A 26,211-nucleotide genomic window follows, 5' to 3' on the forward strand; every position below is an offset into this window, starting at 1 on the left:
TGGTCGTAGTCATGGATAGTAAAAAGCCCTCGCAAGAGGGCTTTTGTATTACTGAACCAACAACTGGAGAATTAAGCTTCTTGAGTTGCTTGGATTGCAGTAAGAGCGATAGTGTAAACGATATCGTCAACCAACGCGCCGCGAGACAGGTCGTTAACTGGTTTACGCATACCTTGCAGCATTGGACCGATAGAGACTAGGTCTGCAGAACGTTGTACCGCTTTGTAAGTTGTGTTACCAGTGTTTAGGTCTGGGAATACAAATACAGTTGCTTTACCTGCTACTGGAGAGTTAGGTGCTTTAGAAGCAGCTACGTTTTCCATGATTGCAGCGTCGTACTGTAGAGGACCATCGATAACAAGATCTGGACGTTTTTCTTGTGCGATGCGAGTTGCTTCGCGAACTTTATCAACGTCTGCACCCTTACCAGAAGTACCAGTAGAGTAAGAGATCATCGCTACGCGTGGGTCGATACCGAATGCTTTAGCAGAATCAGCAGATTGAATTGCGATTTCAGCAAGTTCTTCAGCAGTTGGATCTGGGTTGATCGCACAGTCACCGTAAACCAATACTTGGTCAGGTAGCAGCATGAAGAACACAGAAGACACGATAGACGCGTTAGGTGCTGTTTTGATGATTTGGAATGGAGGTACGATAGTGTTCGCAGTAGTGTGAACCGCACCTGATACTAGACCATCCACTTCGCCAGCTTCTAACATCATTGTGCCTAGGAAAACAGAGTCTTCTAGTTTTTCACGAGCAACAACTTCAGTCATGCCTTTCTTAGCACGTAGCTCAACAAGACGAGCAACGTAGTTTTCACGAACTGCATTAGAGTCGATGATTTCAACGCCAGCACCTAGCTCAACACCTTGTTGAGCCGCAACACGTTTGATCTCTTCTGGGTTACCTAGAAGTACACAAGTTGCGATACCGCGTTCAGCACATAGTGCAGCAGCTTTAACTGTACGTGGCTCATCACCTTCAGGAAGGATGATGCGTTTGCCAGCTTTACGAGCAAGTTCAGTTAGTTGGTAACGGAATGCTGGTGGGCTTAGACGACGAATGCCTTGAGTGCCTTCAGTTAGAGAGTCAATCCAAGGACCATCGATGTGGCCAGCAACATGGTCGCTAACAAGTTCGATACGTTCTTTGTCGTCTGCTGGAACTTCTAGGCTAAAGCTTTGTAGGTTTAGCGAAGTTTGCCATGTGTTACCTTGTGCTTTGATCACTGGAAGACCAGAATCGAAAGCAGGTTTACATAGGTCAACGATTTCAGCAGGGATGTCGTAACCGCCAGTCAATAGTAGTGCGCCGATTTCCACGCCGTTCATTGCAGCTAGAGAAGCAGCAACGATGACGTCTGGACGGTCAGCAGAAGTCACTAGTAGTGAACCTGGTTTGAAGTGTTCAATCATGTTAGGGATTGAACGAGCACAGAAAGTGATGCTCTTAATACGACGAGTGTTGATTTCACCAGCGTTGATGATGTCAGCATTCAAATGTTGAGCCATATCGATCGCGCGAGTTGCGATAAGATCGATATTCCAAGGCACACAACCTAGCACACGGATTGGGCTAGTGTTGAAGATTTGCATCACTTCAACGTTAGCTTGTTGTGCTGCGTCAGAACCATCGAAGATTTCAGATAGGTCTGGACGAGTACGGCCAGCTTCATCAACAGGAGCGTTAAGTTTGTTAATGATAACGCCTTTGATGTTTTTGTTTTTAGTGCCGCCAAAGTTAGAACATGCTACTTCGATACGTTCTTTTAGTTGGCTTGGGTTGTCAGTGCCAGGACTTGCAACAAACACGATTTCTGCACCAAGAGTTGCCGCGATTTCCGCGTTCATTTGGTTAGCAAATGGGTGTTTGCGAGTTGGTACTAGACCTTCAATTAGAGTCACTTCTGCGTCGTTGATTTGGTTGTAGCGTTCAACGATAGTTTCTAGAAGTACGTCAGTTTGTTCAGCACCTAGCCAGTTTTCAGCTGCAGACATTGCAACTGGTTCAGCAGTTTTGATGTCTTTACCAATGATGGTTGTTGTCAAATCTGGTTGATCACCACCGTGACGTGGTTGTGCGATAGGTTTGAAAAAAGAAACGCTTACGCCTTTACGTTCCATAGAACGTAGAACACCCATGCTCACGCTGGTTAGACCAACACCAGAGCTGATTGGGATAAGCATAATAGTACGGGACATTCGTTAAATACCTCTAACTATTGATTTCAATCTAATCACTTAGATTGGAGAGGAAACAAAGCTTAACTGCTTATTCCTCTTTGGGGAGTGGAATAGGAGTTAAGCCCCAATGAAATACTGGCTAACGTTTCCGTTAGCCAGTAGGGCAAAAATTAGATACCCGCTAGACGCGCAGTATCTTCAGCAATCACTAGCTCTTCGTTAGTAGAGATAACCATTGCTGGGATGCGGCTAGCTTCAGATGTGATTACACCTTCGCCGCCAAAACGTGCTTTAAGGTTTGCTGCGCTATCCAATTCGATACCGAAAATGGCTAGACGGTTTAGAACCATTTCACGGATAGGAGCTGAGTTTTCACCGATACCGCCAGTAAATACGATTGCGTCTAGGCGACCGTCTAGGCTTGCAGTGTAACCAGCAACATATTTAGCCAAACGGTGGCAGAATACGTCCATTGCACGAGTTGCTTCTTCTTTTTGACCGTAGTTGTCTTCAACGAAACGGCAGTCAGAAGTCACTTCAGTTAGACCTTGTAGACCAGATTCTTTTGTCAACATTTTGTTGATGTCTGCTACAGAGTAACCAAGAGTGTCGTGTAGGTGGAAAATGATCGCAGGATCGATATCACCACAACGAGTACCCATTACCAAACCTTCAAGAGGAGTTAGACCCATTGATGTATCAACAGATTGACCGTTCTTGATTGCACAAACAGAAGCACCGTTACCTAGGTGGCAGTTGATGATGTTCAGTTCGTTAGCTGGTTTACCTAGACGCTCTGCTGCTTCACGAGCGATGAATAGGTGAGAAGTACCGTGCATGCCGTAACGACGGATTGCGTGCTCTTTGTACAGGCTGTATGGTAGAGCGTATAGGTATGCTTCTTCAGGCATAGTTTGGTGGAAAGCAGTGTCAAACACAGCAACGTTTTTCAGTGCTGGGAATGCTTTTTGTGCTGCTTTAATACCAATGATGTGTGCTGGGTTGTGAAGCGGTGCTAGAGTTGCACAGTCTTCAATACCTTGCAGTACGTCGTTGTCAATCAATGCAGATTGAGTGAATTTTTCGCCGCCGTGTACCACACGGTGACCAATTGCTTTTAGCTGCTCTGCCAATTCTGGCTTAGAAGCAAGAATAGTTTCTACGATGAAAGTCAGAGCTTCATCGTGAGCTGCGCCATCACCAAGTTGAGCTTCGTGTTTACCATCAAGTTTCCACTTGATTCGAGCTTCTGGAAGGTGTAGACATTCTGCTAGACCTGTTAGATGCTCGTCGCCGTTATTAGCATCAACGATTGCGAACTTTAGCGAAGAACTACCGCAGTTTAAAACTAAAACTAGCTTAGACATGAGTAACTACCTGTAATATCAGTTAGGGTAAAAAATTTCCCAAGAGGCGTAGCAATCCTTGGGGATACGTACTAATCTTGGTCAATAAAAAAATAAATTCCATTGTTAAAGACGTGACAGAGTCAGAAAATTCGTCTTAGCGATCCGTGCTAATTTGCTCCTTAGTTGCCATACTTAGTTTGAATGGCGACGCGGAAGCGAAAAAAGTCCGCAAAGGATAGCGACAATGGACTAATATAACAAAAAAAATTTGAAACGATATTAGCTTTAGTCAAATTTTTGCGTCATTTGTTGAATCATTCAACTATTTTTTAAGAAATGGTCGCTTAGAGAGTGAGAAAATGCTTATGAGTAATCGAGTCGGCATCATTTATTGTTTAAAAGATGGCCAGAAGTACATGGACACATGGCCGGTACGCAAGGAGCTCAACCTCATTTTTCCCGAGCAGCGAATCATTAAAGCTACTAAATTTGCTGTAAAAGTGATGCCGGCAGTCGCCGCTATCGGTGTCTTAACTCAAATGGTGTTTCACAATTTGGATGCCATGCCACAGGCGATAGTGACAGCTTTATTCGCGATGAGCCTACCGCTGCAAGGTATCTGGTGGCTTGGTAATCGTGCCAATACCCAGTTACCACCAAGCTTGGCAACGTGGTATCGTGAACTGCACCAAAAGATTGTCGAGTCAGGGTGTGCCCTTGAACCGATGAAAGCAAGACCGCGTTATAAAGAGCTTGCTACTATCTTAAACCGTGCGTTTCGTCATCTAGATGAAACGGCCTTAGAACGTTGGTTCTAAAACAACCAAAACACAGTTTCTAAGACACACAAATTTAAATTGTGACGGTGCTCAAATCAGCTTTGGTTTGAGTGCCTTTAGCATTTCTTTTGCCTATCAAAAATCCCCCTATCATTTTTGCTAATTATCTGATGTTGCTGCTTCCCTTTAGCAAAATATGCTGGTAATAATGACTTCATTGCATTTATGCATTGCAACCTCTATGTCATTGATGTCTCTGGACACAGTGTGCGCATCCAACCCAAACGTTAGATGTTCGAGTGTATGGAAATGGAACCCACACTCATGAGATAGCAAAGGACACAGTGGATTATTACAACAAACACAACATCGATTAAGTATGCTTTAAATCAAGGAGTTAAGATGAAAGCAGGCAAATTTATCGCCACAGCCGTTCTTGCTGGCGCGACATTACTCTCTTCCCCAACACTTCTCGCGAAAACCGTGACGGTTGCTGTCTCTCAAATTGTTGAACACCCCGCTTTAGACGCCACTCGTCAAGGCCTGTTAGATGGCCTCAAAGCCAAAGGTTATGTTGATGGACAAAACCTGAAATTCGAATACAAAACAGCGCAAGGTAACCCTGCGATTGCGGTGCAAATTGCCCGTGAATTTGTCGGCGAAAAACCGGATGTGTTAGTCGGTATCGCAACGCCTACTGCGCAAGCTTTAGTGGCGATGACCCGTGATATTCCAGTGGTCTTTACTGCAGTCACCGATCCTGTTGGCGCTAAACTGGTCAAAACGCTAGAACACCCAGGAAAAAACGTCACTGGTTTGTCTGACCTATCACCAGTAGAACAACACGTAGAGTTGATTAAAGAGTTGATGCCAAACGTGAAGACCATCGGGGTGGTTTATAACCCAGGTGAAGCTAACGCAGTCAGTTTGATGGATCTACTTAAAGTGGCAGCAGCGAAAAATGGCGTCAAAATTATTGAATCGACCGCGCTAAAAAGTGCAGATGTTCAATCAGCGACTCAAGCGATTGCTGAAAAATCTGACATCATTTATGCGTTAATCGATAACACCGTCGCAAGTGCGATTGAAGGGATGGTGGTTGCGGCTAACCAAGCGAAAACCCCAGTCTTTGGTGCAGCAACTTCTTATGTTGACCGCGGTGCCATTGCCAGTCTTGGCTTTGACTACTACCAAATTGGTCTACAAACAGCAGATTATGTAGTCGATATTCTGAATGGTAAAAAACCTGGTGATATCGATGTGCGTGTCGCCACCGGTTCTGACCTGGTACTAAACAAAACCGCAGCAGATAAACTGGGCTTTAAGATCCCTCAAGCGATTTTGGAGCGTGCTACTAGCATTAAATAGTGTTAACGATAAATCATCTTAATGAAAAAGAGTGCGGCGTATAAGCTGCACTTGAGGCCGGTGGAGGAGTCCACCGGCGTTAAGCAGAGAAGGGAGTTGTTATGTCTGCTTTTGCGTTTTTTGGCGCACTTGAACTGGGCCTAATTTATGGCTTGGTGGCGCTAGGTGTTTACCTTACTTTCCGTGTGTTGGATTTTCCTGACTTAAGTGTGGATGGTACGTTCCCTATGGGGGCAGCAGTCGCTGCAACGGCGATTGTGGCCGGTATTAACCCATGGATTGCCACCATACTTGCTATTATCGCCAGTGCGGCATTAGGGTGGGTGACTGCCTTTTTAACGGTACGCTGCGGTATCTTGAATCTGCTGGCGTCGATACTGACCAGTATCGCCGCTTTTTCTATCAATATTCGCATCATGGGACGCCCAAACGTTGCCCTGCTTGGACAGGATACGATTCTTACGCCATTTGAAGAGCTTGGCGATGCCATGTATATCCGCCCGCTGGTGGTGGGTGTGTTAGTGCTACTTTCCGCGTGGTTTGTGGTGCGTCTGCTTAACAGTGATTTCGGTTTAGGTATGCGTGCTACTGGCGTGAATATGCGTATGGTGGCGGCACAAGGGGCAAGTGTTGGTTTTTACACTTACTTCTGTTTGGCATTGTCGAACGGCTTTGTTGGATTTGCAGGTGCGCTGTTTGCCCAAACGAACAGCTTTGCTGATGTGACTTCTGGGGTCGGGACGATTGTGGTCGGCTTGGCTGCCGTGATCCTGGGTCAAACCTTGATTCCTGGTAAAAAGATCTGGGTGGCTATTTTGGCGGTCATTATTGGCTCGGTCTTGTATCGTTTAGCTGTCGCGTTTGCGTTAAGTTCGGGCATGTTTGGTTTACAAGCTTCCGACCTTAACTTGGTGACGGCGGTATTGGTAGCACTTGCGCTGGTGATGCCAAAAATGAAAGGCAAATTAAAAGCGAAAAAAGCCTCTGGAGGTGCAGCATGATTCGTCTAGTAGATATTCAAGTCACCTTCAACCCGGGCACCATTTTGGAAAACCGTGCGCTGCGTGGTGTCAATTTGGAAGTGCCGAAAGGGCAATTCTTGACGGTTATCGGTTCTAACGGTGCGGGTAAATCCACTTTGTTAGGGGCGGTGACCGGTGAAACACCGATGGTCGGCGGTAAAGTGTTGATCGGTGACCAAGATGTGACTCGGCTGACCGTTGACCAGCGCGCAAGTCTTTGTGCGCGCGTGTTCCAAGACCCACTCGCGGGAACCTGTGGCTCATTGACCATTGAAGAGAACATGGCATTGGCTTACATGCGCGGTAAACGTCGCGGCTGGAATCTTTCACTCTCTGGCAATCGTCGTAAGCTATTTCAAGAACGCATCAGTATTTTGGGCTTAGGCTTGGAAGATCGTTTAAGTGATAGCATCGGTTTGCTTTCTGGTGGGCAACGTCAAGCGGTGAGTCTAGTTATGGCGACTCTAGCCGACAGCCAACTGCTGCTACTGGATGAGCACACTGCTGCACTCGATCCTCGTATGGCGGCGTTTATCATCGATTTAACCAAACGTATCGTTGAAGAGTTTCAGCTGACGGTGATGATGGTGACTCACTCAATGAAAGATGCTTTGGCGTGTGGCGATCGTACAGTGATGCTGCACCAAGGTAATATTGTGCTCGATGTGGCCGGTGACCAACGAGCCAATATGGATGTGCCGGATTTGTTGGAGATGTTCTCCAAAGTCCGCGGCGAAGCGCTAACCGACGACGCGTTGTTGCTCTCTTAATATCGTAGAAGTAAGTATACGATTGAAAAGCAAAAAGCTCCGTAAAGGAGCTTTTTTTATGCTTGTTGCAGGGCATCACGATAGCGTTGAATATGTTCCACGATCGGTTCCACCGTCATATGGGTGCGAATGTCGCGAAACAGCTCAGCCGCTTCAGGATAGGCTTGGCGTAAGTAAGCAAACCACTGTTTAACTCGATTAGGGTAGTATTTGCTCTTATCACCCCGCACTTCGTATTCAGAATAACGCAGCAGCAGATCCACGACTTCTGGCCAGCTCATTGGCGTTTCGTTACGTTTGACCATATTGCCTAAGTTGGGAATATTGAACGCACCGCGACATACCATGAGCGAATCAACACCTGTGGTGGCAATACAATCTTGACCATCTTGGTAGTTCCAAATCTCGCCATTGGCGATAAGTGGAATGGAGGTCTTGCGACGAATTTCGTCGATATAGTGCCACTTAATTTCACTGGCTTTGTAACCTCCGGCTTTAGTTCGCGCGTGAACCGTGAGTTCATCAGCGCCGCCTTGCACGACAGCATCAACAATCTCAAAGCAATCATCTGGGTTTTCCCAACCAAGGCGAATTTTGGCCGACACCGAAATCGCTGGATCGACGGCTTTACGACACGCTTCAACCACCTGATAGATTTTCTCTGGGTTTTGCAGCATGGCCGCGCCGCCACAGCTGTTATTCACCATTTTGGCTGGGCAGCCAAAGTTGAGGTCGATGCCGTAAGCACCAAGGTTGGCAGCGCGTACTGCGTTTTCAGCCATCCATTCAGGGTCTTGACCAAGGAGTTGCACTTTAACGGGAACGCCCGAACGGGTGCGCGAGCCAGTGAGTAGCTCAGGGCAGAGACGGTAAAAAAGATGGTCGGGTAATGGTTGACGAACCACGCGCACAAATTCGGTGACACAGAAATCATAGTCGTTGATTTCGGTCAGCATCTCGCGCATTAAGTGGTCTAAAACGCCCTCCATAGGGCCCAAAATGACTCGCATAGTAGTGATTGCCTTAATTTTCGGAGGCGAGATTGTAGAGTGCTCTTGAACAAATGTCACGAGTTGAGCAAAGCCTAACCAAGTGGAACGCAGATCGAAAGATTAACCTGCGATCCAAGGAGCATCTTGAAGCCATTTCGGTATAATGCGCCAATTGATTTAGATTAGAGACCCCTATGACATACGTACTGATTGATTTGCAAGAGTGTGACTCTCCTGTTTCACCGCTGTTTGTGGAAGGCCTAGTGCTGGCGGCTAACTTCACCACTCAACCACTTGATCCGAATCGTTGGTTAAACGAACTGTTTGAGCAAGTGGAAGGTGAATGGGTCAATCGTGTTCAAGCTCATCTGCAATGGCAATATCAGGCACTGAAAGCCAACCAATATCCGTTATTGGAGCTGATTTCTGCGCACGCTGATTCAGTTGAACAAGGTTTACAAGAGGTTGCATCAGGCTTTATGGCGTTGTGGCCAACCATCGAAGAACATTGGGCACAAGTTCATTGTACTGATGGTGCGTTACGTATGTTACAAGCGCTACTGACCACGTTTATGTTGGCGCTGGATGAGCAAGAGACGCAAAACAGCATGCGTGAAGCGGGCATCGAAAATCCACCTCAGCTGAGTGATTTTATTGATCAGCTTGATCTCATGGTGCAAGAAGTGGCGATGGCGGCAGATGAAGCCTTGTTAGGGGCCAAAGCACAAAGTGTGAACCCATTTAAAGAAGTGGGCCGTAATGATCCTTGCCCATGTGGCAGTGGCAAAAAATTCAAGCAGTGCTGTGCTCGTTAAGGTTTGCTCTTTGGCGAATCGCTAGTGAAAACGCAATTTCGACATTACACTGACACGAACCATAAGAAAAATTTTTATAAGTTGGCTAACAAACCCTGTATTGGAGTAGAAATAGAATGAATAAATGGCTTGCCTCTCTGGCATTTTGTAGCTTTTCCGTCCTGGCCGCACCGAAAGATGTGCTCAGTGAACGTTTGGCGTTGACCGATGGTTTCAGCGCGCAATTTCAACAGAAAGTGTTAAGTCCAGACGGTGAAGTCGTCGTTGATGGTAACGGCGTAGTGAACATCGCGCGTCCAAATCTATTCCGTTGGGAAACCAAAGCACCAGATGAAAATTTGTTGGTATCTGACGGCAAGACTCTATGGTACTACAGCCCATTTGTTGAGCAGGTGACGATTTACAACCCAGAACAAGCCACCGAGCAGACGCCATTTGTGCTGTTGACTCGCAATCGTAAAAGCGATTGGGATGCTTACAACGTTGAAGAAAAAGGCGATGTATTTACCCTTACGCCAACAGCGGTAGATAGCAACCAAGGTCAATTCCAGATTGATATCACCGCGAAAGGGGTGGTAAAAGGATTTAATGTGATTGAGCAAGACGGGCAAAAGAGTTTGTTCACTTTTACACAAGTGAAATTGGGTAAACCAAGTACCGATCTCTTTACCTTCAAAATCCCTAAAGGGGTTGAAGTTGATGATCAACGTCGCTGAGCTCACCCACTTACCCAAGTAAAGGGGACAGATTAGGTGAATAACTACAGTTTAGACTTTTCAGGGGACGAAGATTTTCGTCCCCTTGCTGCTCGTATGCGCCCACAAACGGTGGAGCAATACATTGGGCAGCAACACATTTTAGGCCCAGGTAAGCCTTTGCGCCGCGCACTCGAAGCGGGGCATGTTCATTCCATGATTTTGTGGGGACCACCAGGCACAGGCAAAACCACGTTAGCTGAAGTGGCCGCGAACTACGCCAAAGCCGAAGTGGAACGTGTTTCTGCAGTGACCTCAGGCGTGAAAGAGATTCGTGCTGCGATCGATAAAGCGCGGGAGAATAAGCTCAGTGGTCGACGTACCATCTTGTTTGTTGACGAAGTCCATCGCTTTAACAAATCTCAGCAAGACGCTTTTTTGCCCCATATCGAGGATGGCACGATTACCTTTATTGGGGCGACCACGGAAAACCCATCGTTTGAACTCAATAACGCATTGCTCTCTCGGGCAAGGGTGTACAAGTTAACCTCATTAAGTGCGGAAGAAATTGGTCAAGCCTTGCAACAGGCGATCAAGGACACCGCTCGAGGTTTAGGCAATACCCCTGCGCAATTTTACGATCAGGTTCTGGAACGTCTTGCCGAGCTGGTTAACGGTGATGCGCGCATGTCGCTCAATTACCTAGAGCTACTCTATGACATGGCAGAGGAAGATGCGCAGGGAACCAAACAAATTACCTTACCGTTACTGGCTGAGGTAGCGGGTGAGAAGGTGTCACGCTTTGATAATAAAGGTGATATTTGGTACGACCTGATTTCTGCAGTGCACAAATCGATTCGTGGTTCAAATCCAGATGGGGCTTTGTATTGGGCGGCACGGATGATCAATGCCGGCTGCGATCCTCTGTATATTGCCAGACGCTTGCTGGCGATTGCCTCTGAAGATGTCGGCAATGCTGACCCGCGCGCAATGCAGGTGGCGCTTTCAGCGTGGGACTGTTTTCATCGTGTCGGCGCTTACGAAGGTACGCGCGCTATCGCACAAGCGATTGTCTATCTGGCGTGTGCCCCGAAAAGTAACGCGGTTTACACCGCGTGGAAACAGGCGCTCAATGATGCGCAAAATCTTCCTGAATATGAAGTGCCCATTCATTTGCGTAATGCTCCGACTCGCTTGATGAAAGAGATGGGGTATGGAGAAGAGTATCGTTATGCGCATGATGAACCCGGTGCTTATGCGGCTGGTGAGCGCTATTTGCCACCAGAAATGACCGGAACGCGCTATTACCACCCGACAAATCGAGGCTTGGAGACCAAGATTGGTGAAAAGTTAGATTATCTGGCGGATTTAGACGCAAAAAGCCAACAAAAGCGCTATGAAAAATAGTGGCTTTTCGTTATCTTTGACAAAGTAAATTTCGACATGCATCTTGCTGGCTAAAAAGTGTGCAAGTGCATCTTTTCGTTAATCAAAAAAGGCATAGGATTAGCAATGCTGGATTCTAAATTACTTCGTGCTGAGCTGGATGAAACAGCAGCAAAATTGGCGCGTCGCGGCTTTAAGCTCGACGTTGAAACTATTCGTACACTTGAAGAAAAACGTAAGTCCATTCAAGTCGAAGTTGAAAATTTACAATCCACGCGTAACTCCATCTCCAAACAAATTGGTCAGTTGATGTCTGCCGGCGATAAAGATGGCGCTGAAGAGATCAAAAAACAGGTCGGTACGCTAGGTGCTGATCTGGATGCGAAAAAAGCGGAATTGGTTGTGGTTCAAAAAGAACTCGACGATATCGCTTCACGCATCCCTAATATCCCTGCGGATGAAGTACCGGATGGTAAAGACGAAAACGACAACGTAGAAGTATCACGTTGGGGTACACCAAAATCGTTTGATTTCGACATTAAAGATCACGTTGACCTAGGCGAAATGGGCGACGGTATCGACTTTGCGAGTGCAACTAAATTAACAGGTGCTCGTTTTGTAGTAATGAAAGGCCAATTTGCACGTCTACACCGTGCGATTGCACAGTTCATGTTGGATCTTCACACTGAACAACATGGTTACACTGAGCTATATGTTCCTTACTTAGTGAACGCAGATAGCTTGTACGGTACGGGTCAGCTACCAAAATTTGGTGCGGATCTTTACCACACTGAACCACTGACTGAAAAAGTCGATGACGAAGAGCTACGTCGCTTGTCATTGATCCCAACAGCAGAAGTTCCAGTAACTAACCTGGTTCGTGACGAGATTCTTGAAGAAGACCAACTGCCACTAAAAATGACGGCGCACACACCATGTTTCCGCTCTGAAGCGGGTTCTTACGGTCGTGATACTCGTGGTTTGATTCGTATGCACCAATTCGACAAAGTTGAACTTGTGCAAATCACCAAACCAGAAGACTCAATGAACGCCCTTGAAGAGCTTACTGGTCACGCTGAGAAAGTTCTGCAACTGCTAGGTCTTCCTTACCGTAAAGTGGTGCTATGTACTGGTGATATGGGCTTTGGCTCTTGCAAAACGTACGACTTGGAAGTGTGGGTACCAGCGCAAAACACTTACCGTGAAATCTCTTCATGTTCAAACATGTGGGATTTCCAAGCACGTCGTATGCAAGCTCGTTTCCGTCGTAAAGGCGGTAAACCTGAACTGCTTCATACATTGAACGGTTCTGGTCTAGCGGTCGGTCGTACCATGGTAGCGATTTTGGAAAACTACCAACAAGCGGATGGCCGTATCGAAGTCCCAGCTGTGCTACAAAAATACATGAACGGCATGACTCACATCGGTTAATCCGTTTCGAGTTACTGTTATAAGCCGACCTTTGGGTCGGCTTTTCTTTTGGCTGCAATATTATGTTTAACCCTTTTTAATTATGTGATGCAGCTTCCAATTTAAACTGATCCGACATCTCTGAATATTTACCTCCATTGAGGTATTTCTCTCTCTTCGCTTCCCAATCATATTTAAACCGCTCTGCATGCAGGTGGTTCTATCATCTTATACCTATACTCAATCCATCGAACTTTTTGCTGATGAGCGTTTGTTGTCTATCCATTGATTAAGCAGACCATCTCAGGGAGCTTTATTACTTCTGTTATGCCGAAAAATACGACGAAAACGACTTGCCCCTATTGTGGAGTTGGGTGCGGAATTGAAGTCAGACCCTCTGAAATAGTGGGGGACGAAAAGCATCCTGCGAATCGGGGAATGTTATGCAGCAAAGGCGCCGCTTTGTCTGAGAGCATGAAAATGCCTCAACGTCTACTCGTGCCTTCGATACAAGGTATGGAGGTCACTTGGGATCAAGTGACCGATGAGATTGCTGAACGCATTTTTTCCGCCATCGCCCAATATGGTCCTGATTCGGTGGCGATGTATTTGTCTGGGCAGCTGCTCACCGAAGATTATTATGTGGCCAATAAACTGATGAAAGGGTTTATTGGCACCTCCAATATTGAGACCAATACGCGGCTTTGCATGATGTCAGCGGTCTCTGCGCATATTCGCGCTTTCGGCGAAGACGTCGTACCCATGAGTTACGCCGATATTGAACAGACCGAATTGATTGTATTGGTGGGCGCAAACAGTGCGTGGACTCATCCGGTACTGTTTCGACGCATTGAACAAGCGCGAGAAAACAACCCTAATCTCAAGCTGGTGGTGATTGACCCAAGAACCACCGTCACGTCCAAATTGGCAGATCTTCACCTGCAGATTGAAAATGAAGGTGATACGCTGCTGTTTCACGGGCTACTGCGTTATTTGATTGATAACCGCGCGGTGGATATGAAATTCATCAAAGAGTCGACGGAAGGCTTTGGTGATGTTTGGAATTATCTGCAAGAAGTGAAATATCAACTGCATGCGATAGGTGAGCGCCTAAATGTAGATTGGCAGGATTTACGCAAGTTTTATGACTGGTTTATGACCAGTCTGTCCGCCATTACCATGTTTGGTCAAGGGGTGAACCAATCTGCTTATGGAGTTGACAAAGGAAATGCGATCATCAATTGCCATTTGGCTTCGGGCAAAATTGGTAAGCCGGGTAGCGGTCCCTTCTCGCTGACGGGCCAACCCAACGCCATGGGGGGGCGTGAAGTAGGAGCACTTTCATCGCAACTGGCGATTCACCGTGGGTTTGATCCACAGTCTACGCGCATGGTGCAAGATTATTGGCAGTCACCCGTTATCACCAATCGTCCTGGCTTAAAAGCGGTCGATATTTTTCGTGCTATTGATGCTGGGCAGATCAAAGTGCTATGGATAGTCGGAACCAACCCGATTATCTCGATGCCTGATAGCGATAAAATTCGACAGACGCTCGACCATTGTTCTTGCGTGATTGTCTCCGATATCAGTGCGCAAAGTGATGTTATTGACTATGCGGACATTATTTTGCCTGCTGCAGGATGGGGGGAAAAACGAGGTATGGTGACCAACGCAGAGCGTGTCATTTCACGACAGCGTGCGTTTGCCAATGCCCCCGGTCAAGCCAAGCCCGATTGGTGGATTCTAAGTCAAGTGGGTGAGCGTTTGTGTAATTTACTCTCTATCCCCAATGGTTTTGAATTTAAAAATGAAGCGGCAATTTTCCGTGAATACGTTGGCATGACGGCACTCAATGACAATAGTCCTTATCTCTTTTCGCTATCCAAATTAGCGGGTATTACCGATTCTCAATACTCCAATTGGCAGCCTAGACAGTGGCCATTTGATGGAAGAAGACCGTTTGCCAATGGCTATTTTTCCACGCCCGATGGGCGCGCCAATTTTGTTTGGGGCGAACCTATGGATGCCAATGCCGACCATTGGTGGATGAACTCAGGACGCATTCGTGATCAGTGGCACAGCATGACCCGCACGGGTCATATTCATCGGTTATCGGGTTATGAGGTCGAGCCAACCGTCTATATGAACAGCATTAGTTTGGCCAAGTTGTTTTTATCACCGGGACGTCTTGCAGCCATTCGGCGCGATAAATACTCCAAACCGGTCTACGCTAAGGTGGCTGTTGATGATGGGTTGCCCGGCAAACAGCTCTTTATGTCGATACATTGGTCGAAACTGTATGGTGGCGCGTCAAATGTTAACCGGATTATTGGTGCTCAGGTAGATGAGCTCTCGGGGCAACCCGCCTTTAAATCTTGGCCGGTTGAGATAGAGGCGGTCGAGATGAACACGTATGGCTTGTACATCGGTCCACGCAGGCCGCTTCCTGCGACCGATTATCGTGCTTATCAGCAAGATAAAGAGGTCGGTATTTGGCGTTTTGCTGCCTTGAGCAGTCTTACTCGTGATGACTTCCCTTTGGTCAAAGGCGAAAAGATTTTACGCTGGGAGCTGGAAGAGGGCTGGATGATGGTAATCGTTGATCGCGATTCACCGCAGAGTTTACTGCGTGTAGTGGGCTTTCTAGCGGTCGGTAATACCCCTATTGAGATTGATTATTTGCAAGTTCTCGCACTAATGGACGAACCGTTAGAGCTTGAACCGCTGCTCGCGGTCGCCAGTTCAAAGGCGCGTAGTCAACTGATTTGCAGTTGCCATCAGGTAACGGATCAGCACATTTATGATGCGATGAATGATGATGAGTCAGTCTCTTTAAACGAGTTGCAAGCCAAATTGAAATGTGGCACTCATTGTGGCTCTTGCGTGATGGACATAAAAAGCTTGCTGATGTCGGCAAGTGAAGATGAATTCTTGCTCGATCCGACGCCAAGTGCCGCTCCTCATAAAGGACCATCGCTGCACAAATAGAGGGCAGTGATGAATCACGGTGCGGCCATGAACGCTTAACATCAGCTGTTTTGTTAATGGAGCGGAGGGTTTTGTGTCGCTCTCTTATTCTGGCATATGATTTGCTTCGTCATAAGTGATTAAAGATAACTTGTTATTAAAAGGCGTCTGATTCTTTTGAGTCAGGCGCCTTTTTATTGCTCAATTCACCTATGTTTAAATCAAGAATGAGTAAAAAAGAGCGCGAAATTACCTGCCAGTGCAGAAAAACACCTCAATTAGGGCTTAATCGTGTGATTAGCGATTGATTCACGTTCAATTAGTGGTAAAACAATGGCATAGATAGGAACATCCGTGCGTTGTGTGCGGGTAATCAGTTGAGGAAGTCATGAGTATCATATTGGAGTGTATTCGCACGGTGGGGCGAGGCGAGCGCGGCAGAGCACCACTAAGCTACGAGCAAGCGTTTCGAGTAATGACCGAATATCTAAATGGCGAAGTGGGTGACGACCAAATGGCCATGTTATTGATGTTGATTCGAGTCCAAAATGAAACTCAGCAAGAGATCGCTGGATTTGTACGAGCTTTCCAAGCATTGATTCCGCAACTGAGTTGCGACATGGATTGGCCACTATATGCAGGTAAGCGCGCCTCGGCAGGCAAACCATGGCATTTGCTGGCCGCCCGCTTATTAGCGGATCACGGTCTGTCCGTGTTGCTGCATGGCTATCACGATCCTGAGGCGGGTCGCGAGCACGCAGAAGATTACCTAGCTGCGTTTGATATTCCAATCGTGGACTCGTTAGAGAAAGCCCACACAGCGTTATCTGCCGGTAAGATTGCTTATTTGCCGTTGCACGCTTTTGCTCCTCAAGCACAAAAAATGTTGGCGTGGAAAAATCGCTATGGGTTACGTACGCCAATCAATACGGTGGTGCGAGCCTTAAATCCCGGTGGTGGTCGATTTGGGGTACGAGGCAGTTTCCATCCGGGTTTCCAAAAACTGCATGCGGAAATTGAGTATGAAGTAGGTAAAACTGCCCATGCGGTGATTTCGTTCAAAGGTCAATCTGGGGAATCAGAATATAACCCTAAAGTGAGCCAAACCGTGTGGCTAAGCACACCAGATGGGGTGCAGGAACATTATTGGTCATCTTGTTACCAAGAAGAGGTGGTGACACTAGACACTTGTCCGATGGGAACGCCAGACACAGATAAAGTGATGATGGCCAACAGCGTGATTGCAACGATGGCTGCAGTGCTGTTCACACGTGAGCAAGATTGGGCCAAAGCGCTAGCAACGGCGAATGGCTATTGGCAAGAGTACGTCCAAAAAGCCCATCGCGCATAATCGCACGAGGTGAGGCCAGTTTACCCCAATGAGAAAAGGAGATCGTCAACCGATCTCCTTTTGCATTGTTTTCTTTTGCATTGTTTTCGTTTGCGCGACGTTTGCTTTTAGCGCGACTCAAGAAAACAGTCGGGCGTATTAAGTGCCAGCTCGATAGCGTTTAACAGTGTATACAAGTGTTCCTCTTCACTAATGAACGGTGGCATTAGGTAAATCAAACAACCAAAGGGCCTTATCCACACACCCTGTTGGACAAATAAGGCTTGGATTTTCTCCATATCTACGGGCACTTTGGTTTCTACCACACCAATGGCGCCAATCCACCGAACCTCTTTCACCAGCGGATGGGGTGCAAAGCGCGGCAACTCTTGGGCAAACACCGCTTCGATGCGGGCGACATCTGTTTGCCAGTCGCCCTCGCTGATCATGGTTAAACTTTCAGCGGCGACAGCACACGCTAAAGGATTGGCCATAAAGGTGGGACCGTGCATAAAGCAACCGGATGGGCCTTGAGACACCGTATCAGCAATCGCTTTGGTGGTGATAACGGCCGACAACGTCATAAACCCGCCAGTCAGCGCTTTACCTACACACATGATATCGGGAATGATATCCGCGTGCTCGAAAGCAAAACATTTCCCAGTACGACCAAAGCCCGTTGCGATTTCATCGAGTATCAACAACACGCCGTATTGGTCGCAAAGGCGACGCACCTCTCGTAAGAAATGAGGGTGATAGATGCGCATGCCGATCGCCCCTTGAACGATGGGCTCCATAATCACCGCGGCGATATTGCGGTGATGTTTCGCTAGTTGAGTAGCAAAATCCTCGATTTCACTGCTATCCCAATCCTGTCCAAAATGATTACTCGGCTCTTGGGCAAAAAGATGTTGCGGTAAAAAGCCGCGATACATGGAGTGCATTGAATTATTGGGATCGGTTACCGACATAGCTGCGAAGGTATCGCCATGATAACCCCGACGAATGGTCAAAAACTGGCTACGATTTTCACCGCGACTGTTCCAGTATTGCAGCGCCATTTTCAAACTCACTTCCACGGCAACTGAGCCTGAATCCGCAAGAAAGACTTTCTCGAGCGGTTCTGGTGTTAGCTCCAACAATTTGCGGCATACATCAATCGCGGGTTGATGGGTAAGCCCGCCAAACATCACATGACTCATCTTATCTATTTGCTCGTACGCTGCTTTGACCAGGCGCGGGTGGTTGTACCCATGAATGGCACACCACCACGAAGACATGCCATCAATCAGTTTGCGGCCATCTTCAAGATAGAGGTACATCCCTTCGGCTTTAGACACGGGATAACAGGTCAGAGGTGAGACAGTTGACGTATAGGGATGCCAGATATGCTGGCGATCAAAGCTTAAATCCATAGCAGCACTCGAATACTAAATGGTTAAAAAATAATCCAATGTAAACCATTAAAAATAATTAGTGTTGACAGTGTATCCTTTAGGGCTAGACTAGCCAAGCATAAAACTTAGAAAAATCATTAAGGAATTACACGTGGAAGTTCGTCATAACTGGACTGTGGCTGAAGTGAAAACGCTACTCGATACCCCTTTTATGGACCTGTTGTTTCAGGCCCAAACTGTTCATCGTCACTATCAAGAGCATAATCATGTACAGGTGAGCACCTTGCTTTCCATCAAGACAGGGGCTTGCCCAGAAGATTGTAAATACTGCCCACAAAGCGCCCGCTACAATACCAGTGTGGAGCAAGAGCGTTTGATGGAAGTGGAGCGAGTATTGGATGCGGCTCATAAAGCCAAGGCTGCTGGTTCGACCCGTTTTTGTATGGGAGCTGCATGGAAAAACCCGAAAGAGCGCGACATGCCTATGCTCAAAGAGATGATTTCTGGCGTGAAATCAATGGGGTTAGAAACCTGTATGACGCTAGGAATGTTGACCTCCAATCAAGCGCAAGAACTCGCGCAAGCGGGCTTGGATTATTACAACCATAACCTTGATACGTCGCCGGAGTTTTACGGCAAAATCATCACAACTCGTACGTATCAAGACCGCCTTGATACCCTTGCCCATGTGCGTGAGGCGGGAATGAAAATCTGTTCCGGTGGCATTATCGGTATGGGCGAAAGCAGTCAGGATCGAGCCGGTCTTTTGGTTGAATTAGCCAATTTGCCAGTTCATCCCGAAAGTGTGCCAATTAACATGTTGGTTAAGGTCAAAGGCACACCACTAGAAAACGCTCAGGATGTTGAGCCGTTTGATTTTATTCGCCTTATTGCCGCTGCCCGTATCATGATGCCTCACTCTGCAGTGCGTCTTTCTGCTGGGCGCGAAAAAATGAACGAGCAGATGCAGGCGCTTTGCTTTATGGCGGGAGCCAACTCTATTTTCTATGGCTGCAAATTACTGACGACACCGAATCCTGCAGAAGATAGCGACATGCAATTGTTCGCTAAACTTGGCATAAACCGCCACGAAGTGATGCAAAAGCCAGATGACATCGCCGCAGATGAGTTACTGGAACGCGTGGCTGAGAGGGTTGCAGCGCGTCCGTCTAAGGATGACCTTTTCTATGATGCCAGCCTTTAGTCACCGAATTTCTCAAGCTTTGACGCAGCGTGATGAGCAAGGATTAACGCGCAAATTGCTTGCGCATCAAGGCGTTCACCAAGGAAAGTTGCTTCATCATGGGCAAGCTTATGTTCACTTTTCAGGGAACGATTATCTTGGCTTGGCAAGCTCAGCCGAGTTAGTGCAAGCGTGGCAGCAAGGATTAACGCTTTGGGGGGCGGGAAGCGGCGCATCGCCGATGGTGACCGGATTTAGTTCGATACATCAAGAGCTGATTCGCGAACTCTGCGACTGGCTGGGCTACGAAGATGGGGTGCTGTTTAACTCGGGATTTAGCGCCAATCAAGCTACGCTCTTTGCCTTGTTAGAAGCCACCGATACCTTGGTGCAAGATAAGCTTAATCATGCGTCGCTGATGGAGGCGGGCATGTTAAGTCAAGCAACCATGAAACGCTTCAAACACAACGATGTTGCACATCTTGACCGCCTATTGAGTGACAATCTTTGTAACCCGTTAGTGGTCACCGAAGGGGTGTTTAGTATGGATGGTGATAAGGCTCCATTACAAAGCATTGCCACGGTGTGCCAAAACAAAGCGTGGTGGATGGTAGATGATGCGCATGGCATTGGTGTGCATGGAGACATGGGGGCTGGGAGTTGTGCGCTAGCCGGGGTTAAGCCAGACATTCTGGTGGTGACGTTTGGTAAGGCATTTGGGCTCTCTGGAGCGGCGGTGCTTACCCGTCGTGATGTGGCTGACTATTTAGCGCAGTTTGCTCGGCATCATGTTTACTCCACGGCAATGCCTCCTGCGCAGGCTCACGCCTTGCTGCATGCAACGCACATGATACAAACTCAGCAATGGCGTCGGGATCGGTTGGCGACGTTGCAGCAGGTATACCACGATACCTTTCATCGCTTGCCTGGCTATGTAGCGACCGACACTCCGATTAAACCGTTTCTTATTGGTGAGAGTGAGTGTGCACTGCGTTTAGCGACTCGTTTACGCGAGCGTGGTTACTGGTTAACGGCGATTCGACCACCGACCGTGCCACAGGGGATGGCTCGTCTGCGCATTACATTGACGGCGGATCACTCGCCTCAAGATATCGTTGGTTTAGGTCGTGCGCTGGAACAATTACTTGAGGAGGGCGTATGAACGAGAATGTTTCATCGTTACTCGTTTCTTCGTTACGTGTTTCATCGTTACGTAAGACCAATGATAAAAAATGGGCCGTTAGCCAAGCGTTCTCGAAGGCGGCGCATCAGTACGACCGACATGCTGCTTTTCAGCGCTCAGTGGGCGACCGGCTAATGGATAAGCTCCCTTTGGATCTCAATGGATTGCGGGTGTTGGATGTGGGTTGTGGCACAGGGCATTTTTCTCAGTTGATAAGGGCGAGAGGCGCAGATGTGGTGTGTCTTGATTTATCTACATCAATGTTGCAACACGCTCAAGCTCGTTGTGGCTGCGACCAAATGACCTACTATCAGGGGGATGCGGAAGCGCTACCTTTCCCTGATGCGAGTTTTGATTATGTCTTTTCAAGCCTCGCTCTGCAGTGGTGTGATGACCTGCACGTCCCGCTAAAAGAAATACGTAGGGTATTAAAAAACCAAGGGAAAGGGCTGTTTACGACCTTAGTCGATGGCTCTCTCTATGAATTGGCTCAGGCATGGTCAAGTGTTGATGCATATCAACACATCAACCAATTCGTCTCAGTAAATGCGGTAAAAATTGCGTTAGCGCAAGCCGATATCGCCGAGGTTACTCTAGAATTTGACCCAATTACAGTGTGGTACGTTACTGCGATGGACCTAATGAAGGACCTCAAAGGTATCGGTGCCAATCATGTTCCTGGTCGTGCGACGCGCATGATCAGTAAGCAGGTGTTGTCTCAAGTCGAAGAGTCATATCAGAGTTTTAGGGGCCCTAACGGTCTTTTGCCTGCTACGTATCAAGTTTGTTTGGGGGTTATTCTTCGATGAGTCATGTATTTTTTATTGCAGGTACGGATACCGATGTTGGTAAAACCATCACTACGAAAGCGGTTTTACAAGCATTTTCAGCGCAAGGATTGACCACGATCGGCTATAAACCGATCTCTGCTGGATGTGAGAGAACCGAGCAAGGGCTACGTAACGATGACGCGCTGCAGTTAATGCAAGCAGCGACCGTTGAGGTGCCTTACGAAGACGTCAATCCTTACGCCTTAGAGATGCCAGCGTCACCCCATATTGCAGCACTGCATGAAAATGTTGTGATTGATTACAGCATTCTTAATGACAAGTTAGCGCAACACCAAACCCATGCTGATGTGGTCTTGGTTGAAGGTGCTGGTGGTTGGCGTGTGCCTATTTCAGATACGGCTTGTCTCTCGGATTGGGTGAAACAAGCTCAGTTGCCCGTTATTTTGGTGGTGGGGATTAAACTGGGTTGTTTAAGTCATGCTCTACTGACGGCAGAAGCGATCAAGGCGGATGGTTTGAATATCGCAGGCTGGGTTGCTAACCGTATTAACCCAGGTACGGAACACTATGCCGAGTTGATCGAAGTGTTAGAAAAACGCCTTGGCGCACCAAAGCTTGGCGAAATCCCGTATGTTCCCGGTGCAAAACGTCGTGATTTGGGTAAATACATTAAAGTAGATGCTTTGCTAGGGACTCACGAGCGAGTGAAAGAAATCGCTTAGATTCTCGTTTATCTCAAAAAAGCGCGGCTCTCTCAGCCGCGTTTTTTTATACCCATCATCAAGATGTTGTTCACACGCAGGAGTGGAAAGGGCAGAGCTTTGCGAATTGACTTTGGGAGCAATGCCTAATATTTGTGATTTTGTAAAGTTATGTAAACTCTGTTCTGATAATTAGGTTATTTGCTTTTGCTACAAAATAAACAACGGAAAAATAATGTTTTTTTATTTTAATAATTCAATATAGAGAATGTTGTATTTATTAATATTTGTTGTTTTGGATAAAAGTCTAGGTTGAATATTATTCTTCTTATGATAAGTATAAATAGTGCTCAAAAAAAGAAGCACTCATTATTAATCAGTGGAAGGAACCTACAGATGAAAATATCTGCGATTGCCTATGCAATAATCGCTTCATCCTTTATATCAGGTACGGCATTATCAGCAACAATTGAAAATATCAAACCAAATAGCAGTGAATCAAAAGCAATTACACCGACCAGTAATCCCGCTAACAGTTTAGGTTTAAGTTCTCAAACGTTTAAAGCGCAAAATACCATTGCCGTGGGAAATAAAACCAAAGCACGCATCAAACAGTATTATCAAGGCGTCCCTGTTTATGGCCATTCAATGGTAGCGGATGTGACAGGGCAAGGGTTGTACTCGAACCTAAGTGGTAAGTATGTCAAAGGGATAGATAGTGATTTAGGTTCAGTAACCCCTAAGCTAAATGATAAGCAAGCGATCAACACTGTGCTCGAACAATTGGGTATAGAGAGTGCAGACCGCAGCAGCGCAAGCTTATATATTTGGCTGGATGGAAGTAATACCGCGCATCTCACCTATTTAGTGGATATATTTGTTTCAGATCCTGAACCTAGTCGTCCGTTTACCATTATTGATGCAAATGATGGGACGATATTAAAACAGTGGCAGCAATTGGCACACGATCAAAATGCAACAGGACCTGGCGGGAATATAAAAACGGGGGAGTATTATTACGGCACTGATTATGGGTATTTAATAGTTAATGATAGTTGTCAAATGAATAATGACAACGTCAAAACAATTAATATGAACAACGGGACGTCTGGCGGGAGTGTCGTGGAATTTACATGTCCGGAAAGCTCAGAAAATTATGTTAATGGAGCCTATTCTGCAGAAAATGATGCCCACTATTTTGGTGGTGTTATATTTGATATGTACAACGACTGGTTTAATACTTCTCCTTTAACGTTTCAACTCGAAATGCGTGTGCACTATGGTAGCTCCTACGAAAATGCGTTTTGGGATGGGACCGGCATGACCTTTGGTGACGGCGGTTCAACCTTTTACCCTCTTGTGAGCCTCGATGTCTCAGCTCACGAAGTGTCTCATGGTTTTACTGAGCAAAACTCTAATCTTGATTACGATGGTGAGAGTGGCGGTATCAATGAAGCCTTCTCTGATATGGCTGGGGAAGCTGCTGAATACTATATGAAAGGCGAGAACGACTGGAAAGTGGGGGCTGAGATCTATAAGGCCTCTGGTGCGTTACGCTATATGGACCAACCTAGTAAAGATGGCGCGTCTATCGATTCGGCAGACGATTACTACAGTGGCTTAGATGTCCATTACAGTTCAGGTGTTTTCAACCGCGCTTTCTACCTGTTAGCCACCACTGATGGATGGGATACGAAAAAGGCGTTTGAGGTGTTTGTAAAGGCTAACCAGCTGTATTGGAACTCCACCTCAGGTTTTGATGAGGCAGCTTGTGGAGTGGCTCAGGCAACTGACTATCTCGGTTATGACAGTAGCGATGTCACCGCAGCGTTTACCCAAGTAGGTGTTGATGCCTCTTGTTCCAATAGCGACAGCAATGATAGCTCAACAGCCACACTCTCTAATGGCACTCCAGTAACTGGGTTATCCGGTAGCCGCGGTTCGGCGCAATATTGGACTCTGGCTGTTCCTTCTGGTGCTAGCCAACTAGTGATTAAAACGTCGGGTGGTACTGGCGATTCTGATCTCTACGTTAAATTTGGCAGCAACCCTACTACCAGCAGTTACGATTGCCGACCTTACCGTACTGGTACGAATGAAACTTGTCGTTTTAATTCCCCTAGCACCGGAACTTATTACATCATGCTCAGCGGTTATGCAGCCTATTCTGGTGTTACCCTAACGGCCTCTTACAATGAGTAGGTTTAACGCTAAGCCCAACCTGCCTAACGTTTCAAAACGTTAAATGCGCTGTGATCACAAGTGACAAATAATAAAAAGCCCGAACAATTTCGGGCTTTAATCCGACCGCTAAGGTTTAACACATGGAGCGTGTAACGTAGAGAAGGTACCTCTCTCTTTGCACCGACTTACGCATTGGGGGTGGATTCTATTCTTGCATCAATTTGGCGAGTTGAACGGCTTGTTCCAGTTCTGGCTTTTTTGCGGGCTCAACTTTGTCGATACCAAGTTGGTGTTTCGCTTCGTCTTCAGTTAACCCAAGATGACAGCACAGAAGATCAATTGCCATTTTATAACTATTTAATTCAGCCATGACGATTTCCTTTTTAAACAGTGTGTTCCTAAACGTTGTAAATCCAATACCCCTTAACTCTAGACACAAAAATTCACATCCTCAATTCGACTAAAGTAGTACGTGATGCATATATACTGAGTGCGTAATGGCATGCGGTAATCAATTGTTGCAATTTAGTACTTAACCTTGTTTTTTAAATTGACGACTATATATAGCAATGCAAGAAACAAAAAAGTAGCAAGGTCCTTGCGGCGTCCGCAGCGATCTAAGCTGACAATAATCCGTTTCTAGTCTGGAGAAAGTAAATGAAGCGAGTCTTATTGTTCTTAGCAACCAACCTAGCTGTCGTGCTGGTATTGAGTGTTGTTCTGAATATTGTTTACGCGGTCACAGGTATTCGTTCTGGTAGCCTGTCGGGGCTGCTGGTATTAGCCGCCGTATTTGGTTTTGGTGGTTCTTTTATCTCGTTACTGATGTCAAAACGTATTGCGTTGATGTCGGTTGGCGCCATGGTCATTGAAAGCCCACGTAATGAGATGGAACATTGGTTAGTTCAAACCGTCTCTCGTCAAGCAAAGCAAGCTGGCATCGGTATGCCAACAGTGGCAATTTATGATGCACCGGATATGAACGCTTTTGCGACGGGCGCAAAACGCAATGATGCGTTGGTGGCGGTTTCCACCGGTCTGCTGCATGGTATGACGCGTGACGAAGCTGAAGCAGTACTTGCTCATGAAATCAGCCATATTGCCAACGGTGACATGGTAACCATGACTTTAATGCAAGGTGTAGTGAATACCTTCGTTATTTTCTTGTCACGTATGATTGCAAACCTCATTGCGAACCGAGATAACGAAGAAGGGGAAGGCAGCAACACCATGGCTTACTTTGCTATTTCGATGGTATTGGAGTTGGTGTTTGGCTTCCTAGCCAGCTTTATTACCATGTGGTACAGCCGCCATCGTGAATTCTACGCGGATGCGGGTTCGGCACAGTTAGTCGGTAAGCAGAAGATGATTGCTGCTCTGGAGCGTTTGAAGCAGAGCCAAGAATCTCATCTTGAAGGTTCAATGATGGCATTTGGTATCAACGGCAAACGTAGTATCACTGAACTGCTAATGAGCCATCCTCCATTGGATAAACGTATTGACGCCTTGCGCCGTCTGTAATCGTTAATTTCATTCCATTAAAAACCAGCCCTCAGCGGCTGGTTTTTTTATGATCTTTTTTTCTCAATTGCCGTATCACCTTAGGTCGGACTCCTTTGCACTGTGCATGCTTTCCTATAGCTGGTCAAAACTAGCTATGTTTGAGGCAGCTTTGTATCACAAGTTATTGAATTTACTTTGTG

At 46.7% G+C, this 26,211-nt stretch carries 21 protein-coding genes; 16 read left to right on the forward strand and 5 right to left on the reverse strand.

The window, feature by feature from the left end:
- Positions 1-71: 71 nt before the first annotated feature.
- A complete protein-coding gene (pta, locus tag OCV11_RS06205; RefSeq protein ID WP_261895702.1) occupies positions 72-2,204 on the reverse strand; it encodes a phosphate acetyltransferase in 2,133 nt (710 codons plus the stop codon).
- Positions 2,205-2,356: 152 nt separating this feature from the next.
- Positions 2,357-3,553, reverse strand: a complete 1,197-nt coding sequence (locus OCV11_RS06210; RefSeq protein ID WP_261895703.1) for an acetate kinase — start codon at positions 3,551-3,553, stop codon at positions 2,357-2,359.
- Between the two features lie 347 nt (positions 3,554-3,900).
- On the opposite strand from OCV11_RS06210, the gene yfbV reads away from it, so the two are divergent.
- The 4 genes from yfbV to OCV11_RS06230 all read left to right on the forward strand — a co-directional run bounded on the left by yfbV (position 3,901) and on the right by OCV11_RS06230 (position 7,474).
- On the forward strand, positions 3,901-4,353 hold the full coding sequence (yfbV, locus tag OCV11_RS06215; protein WP_261895704.1) for a terminus macrodomain insulation protein YfbV: 453 nt from the start codon (positions 3,901-3,903) through the stop codon (positions 4,351-4,353).
- Between the two features lie 363 nt (positions 4,354-4,716).
- Entirely contained in the window at positions 4,717-5,682 is a 966-nt protein-coding gene (locus tag OCV11_RS06220; protein ID WP_261895705.1) for an ABC transporter substrate-binding protein, read from the forward strand.
- 101 nt (positions 5,683-5,783) lie between these two features.
- On the forward strand, positions 5,784-6,683 hold the full coding sequence (locus OCV11_RS06225) for an ABC transporter permease (RefSeq protein ID WP_261895706.1): 900 nt from the start codon (positions 5,784-5,786) through the stop codon (positions 6,681-6,683).
- Positions 6,680-7,474: an ABC transporter ATP-binding protein gene (locus OCV11_RS06230; protein ID WP_261895707.1), complete on the forward strand. Its 795-nt coding sequence runs from the start codon at positions 6,680-6,682 to the stop codon at positions 7,472-7,474. The genes OCV11_RS06225 and OCV11_RS06230 overlap by 4 nt, the downstream gene beginning before the upstream one ends.
- 56 nt (positions 7,475-7,530) lie before the next feature.
- On the opposite strand, the gene dusC is transcribed toward OCV11_RS06230, so the two are convergent.
- Positions 7,531-8,484, reverse strand: coding sequence for a tRNA dihydrouridine(16) synthase DusC (gene dusC, locus OCV11_RS06235; RefSeq protein ID WP_261895708.1), 954 nt, complete (start codon positions 8,482-8,484; stop codon positions 7,531-7,533).
- A gap of 176 nt (positions 8,485-8,660) precedes the next feature.
- On the opposite strand from dusC, the gene OCV11_RS06240 reads away from it, so the two are divergent.
- The 6 genes from OCV11_RS06240 to OCV11_RS06265 all read left to right on the forward strand — a co-directional run bounded on the left by OCV11_RS06240 (position 8,661) and on the right by OCV11_RS06265 (position 17,090).
- Complete coding sequence (locus tag OCV11_RS06240) at positions 8,661-9,281, forward strand: YecA family protein (protein WP_261895709.1); 621 nt, start codon at positions 8,661-8,663, stop codon at positions 9,279-9,281.
- 116 nt (positions 9,282-9,397) lie between these two features.
- A complete protein-coding gene (gene lolA, locus OCV11_RS06245; RefSeq protein WP_261895710.1) occupies positions 9,398-9,997 on the forward strand; it encodes an outer membrane lipoprotein chaperone LolA in 600 nt (199 codons plus the stop codon).
- A 36-nt stretch (positions 9,998-10,033) separates the two neighbouring features.
- A complete protein-coding gene (locus OCV11_RS06250) occupies positions 10,034-11,383 on the forward strand; it encodes a replication-associated recombination protein A (protein ID WP_261895711.1) in 1,350 nt (449 codons plus the stop codon).
- Between the two features lie 105 nt (positions 11,384-11,488).
- Positions 11,489-12,793, forward strand: a complete 1,305-nt coding sequence (gene serS / locus OCV11_RS06255; protein ID WP_261895712.1) for a serine--tRNA ligase — start codon at positions 11,489-11,491, stop codon at positions 12,791-12,793.
- A gap of 306 nt (positions 12,794-13,099) precedes the next feature.
- Complete coding sequence (locus tag OCV11_RS06260) at positions 13,100-15,760, forward strand: molybdopterin-dependent oxidoreductase (protein ID WP_261895713.1); 2,661 nt, start codon at positions 13,100-13,102, stop codon at positions 15,758-15,760.
- Between the two features lie 367 nt (positions 15,761-16,127).
- Positions 16,128-17,090, forward strand: a complete 963-nt coding sequence (locus tag OCV11_RS06265; protein WP_261895714.1) for a glycosyl transferase family protein — start codon at positions 16,128-16,130, stop codon at positions 17,088-17,090.
- A gap of 107 nt (positions 17,091-17,197) precedes the next feature.
- Here the strand turns inward: OCV11_RS06265 and bioA are convergent, their stop codons facing one another.
- Positions 17,198-18,484: an adenosylmethionine--8-amino-7-oxononanoate transaminase gene (gene bioA, locus OCV11_RS06270; RefSeq protein WP_261895715.1), complete on the reverse strand. Its 1,287-nt coding sequence runs from the start codon at positions 18,482-18,484 to the stop codon at positions 17,198-17,200.
- A 133-nt stretch (positions 18,485-18,617) separates the two neighbouring features.
- Between bioA and bioB the strand changes: the two genes are divergently transcribed.
- The 5 genes from bioB to OCV11_RS06295 all read left to right on the forward strand — a co-directional run bounded on the left by bioB (position 18,618) and on the right by OCV11_RS06295 (position 24,526).
- Complete coding sequence (gene bioB / locus OCV11_RS06275; RefSeq protein WP_261895716.1) at positions 18,618-19,670, forward strand: biotin synthase BioB; 1,053 nt, start codon at positions 18,618-18,620, stop codon at positions 19,668-19,670.
- The gene (locus OCV11_RS06280; RefSeq protein ID WP_261896239.1) at positions 19,657-20,811 is read left to right on the forward strand and encodes an 8-amino-7-oxononanoate synthase; all 1,155 of its coding nucleotides are present in this window, start codon (positions 19,657-19,659) and stop codon (positions 20,809-20,811) included. The genes bioB and OCV11_RS06280 overlap by 14 nt, the downstream gene beginning before the upstream one ends.
- Positions 20,808-21,641 (forward strand): malonyl-ACP O-methyltransferase BioC, encoded by an 834-nt coding sequence (gene bioC / locus OCV11_RS06285; protein WP_261895717.1) that lies wholly within the window; start codon positions 20,808-20,810, stop codon positions 21,639-21,641. Before OCV11_RS06280 ends, bioC begins: the two co-directional genes overlap by 4 nt.
- Positions 21,638-22,345 carry a dethiobiotin synthase gene (gene bioD / locus OCV11_RS06290; protein ID WP_261895718.1) on the forward strand — a complete coding sequence of 236 codons (708 nt, stop codon included), beginning with the start codon at positions 21,638-21,640 and terminating at the stop codon, positions 22,343-22,345. The genes bioC and bioD overlap by 4 nt, the downstream gene beginning before the upstream one ends.
- 375 nt (positions 22,346-22,720) lie before the next feature.
- Entirely contained in the window at positions 22,721-24,526 is a 1,806-nt protein-coding gene (locus OCV11_RS06295) for a M4 family metallopeptidase (RefSeq protein WP_261895719.1), read from the forward strand.
- 187 nt (positions 24,527-24,713) lie between these two features.
- Here the strand turns inward: OCV11_RS06295 and OCV11_RS06300 are convergent, their stop codons facing one another.
- The gene (locus tag OCV11_RS06300; RefSeq protein WP_261895720.1) at positions 24,714-24,878 is read right to left on the reverse strand and encodes a hypothetical protein; all 165 of its coding nucleotides are present in this window, start codon (positions 24,876-24,878) and stop codon (positions 24,714-24,716) included.
- A gap of 287 nt (positions 24,879-25,165) precedes the next feature.
- Here OCV11_RS06300 and htpX point away from each other — a divergent pair, with 287 nt between their 5' ends.
- On the forward strand, positions 25,166-26,029 hold the full coding sequence (htpX, locus tag OCV11_RS06305) for a protease HtpX (protein ID WP_261895721.1): 864 nt from the start codon (positions 25,166-25,168) through the stop codon (positions 26,027-26,029).
- The last annotated feature ends 182 nt before the right edge of the window (positions 26,030-26,211 follow it).

It is taken from the genome of Vibrio porteresiae DSM 19223 (genome assembly GCF_024347055.1).
In the GTDB taxonomy this organism is placed as follows: Bacteria; Pseudomonadota; Gammaproteobacteria; order Enterobacterales; family Vibrionaceae; genus Vibrio; species Vibrio porteresiae.

Coding starts and splice junctions, on each gene's coding strand:
- htpX (WP_261895721.1), top strand. CDS start 25,166: ATGAAGCGAGTCTTATTGTTCTTAGCAACCAACCTAGCTGTCGTGCTG.
- lolA (WP_261895710.1), top strand. CDS start 9,398: ATGAATAAATGGCTTGCCTCTCTGGCATTTTGTAGCTTTTCCGTCCTG.
- serS (WP_261895712.1), top strand. CDS start 11,489: ATGCTGGATTCTAAATTACTTCGTGCTGAGCTGGATGAAACAGCAGCA.
- dusC (WP_261895708.1), bottom strand. CDS start 8,484: ATGCGAGTCATTTTGGGCCCTATGGAGGGCGTTTTAGACCACTTAATG.
- OCV11_RS06260 (WP_261895713.1), top strand. CDS start 13,100: ATGCCGAAAAATACGACGAAAACGACTTGCCCCTATTGTGGAGTTGGG.
- bioD (WP_261895718.1), top strand. CDS start 21,638: ATGAGTCATGTATTTTTTATTGCAGGTACGGATACCGATGTTGGTAAA.
- OCV11_RS06280 (WP_261896239.1), top strand. CDS start 19,657: ATGCCAGCCTTTAGTCACCGAATTTCTCAAGCTTTGACGCAGCGTGAT.
- bioC (WP_261895717.1), top strand. CDS start 20,808: ATGAACGAGAATGTTTCATCGTTACTCGTTTCTTCGTTACGTGTTTCA.
- OCV11_RS06240 (WP_261895709.1), top strand. CDS start 8,661: ATGACATACGTACTGATTGATTTGCAAGAGTGTGACTCTCCTGTTTCA.
- OCV11_RS06300 (WP_261895720.1), bottom strand. CDS start 24,878: ATGGCTGAATTAAATAGTTATAAAATGGCAATTGATCTTCTGTGCTGT.
- OCV11_RS06265 (WP_261895714.1), top strand. CDS start 16,128: ATGAGTATCATATTGGAGTGTATTCGCACGGTGGGGCGAGGCGAGCGC.
- OCV11_RS06230 (WP_261895707.1), top strand. CDS start 6,680: ATGATTCGTCTAGTAGATATTCAAGTCACCTTCAACCCGGGCACCATT.
- OCV11_RS06295 (WP_261895719.1), top strand. CDS start 22,721: ATGAAAATATCTGCGATTGCCTATGCAATAATCGCTTCATCCTTTATA.
- OCV11_RS06225 (WP_261895706.1), top strand. CDS start 5,784: ATGTCTGCTTTTGCGTTTTTTGGCGCACTTGAACTGGGCCTAATTTAT.
- yfbV (WP_261895704.1), top strand. CDS start 3,901: ATGAGTAATCGAGTCGGCATCATTTATTGTTTAAAAGATGGCCAGAAG.
- bioA (WP_261895715.1), bottom strand. CDS start 18,484: ATGGATTTAAGCTTTGATCGCCAGCATATCTGGCATCCCTATACGTCA.
- OCV11_RS06210 (WP_261895703.1), bottom strand. CDS start 3,553: ATGTCTAAGCTAGTTTTAGTTTTAAACTGCGGTAGTTCTTCGCTAAAG.
- OCV11_RS06220 (WP_261895705.1), top strand. CDS start 4,717: ATGAAAGCAGGCAAATTTATCGCCACAGCCGTTCTTGCTGGCGCGACA.
- pta (WP_261895702.1), bottom strand. CDS start 2,204: ATGTCCCGTACTATTATGCTTATCCCAATCAGCTCTGGTGTTGGTCTA.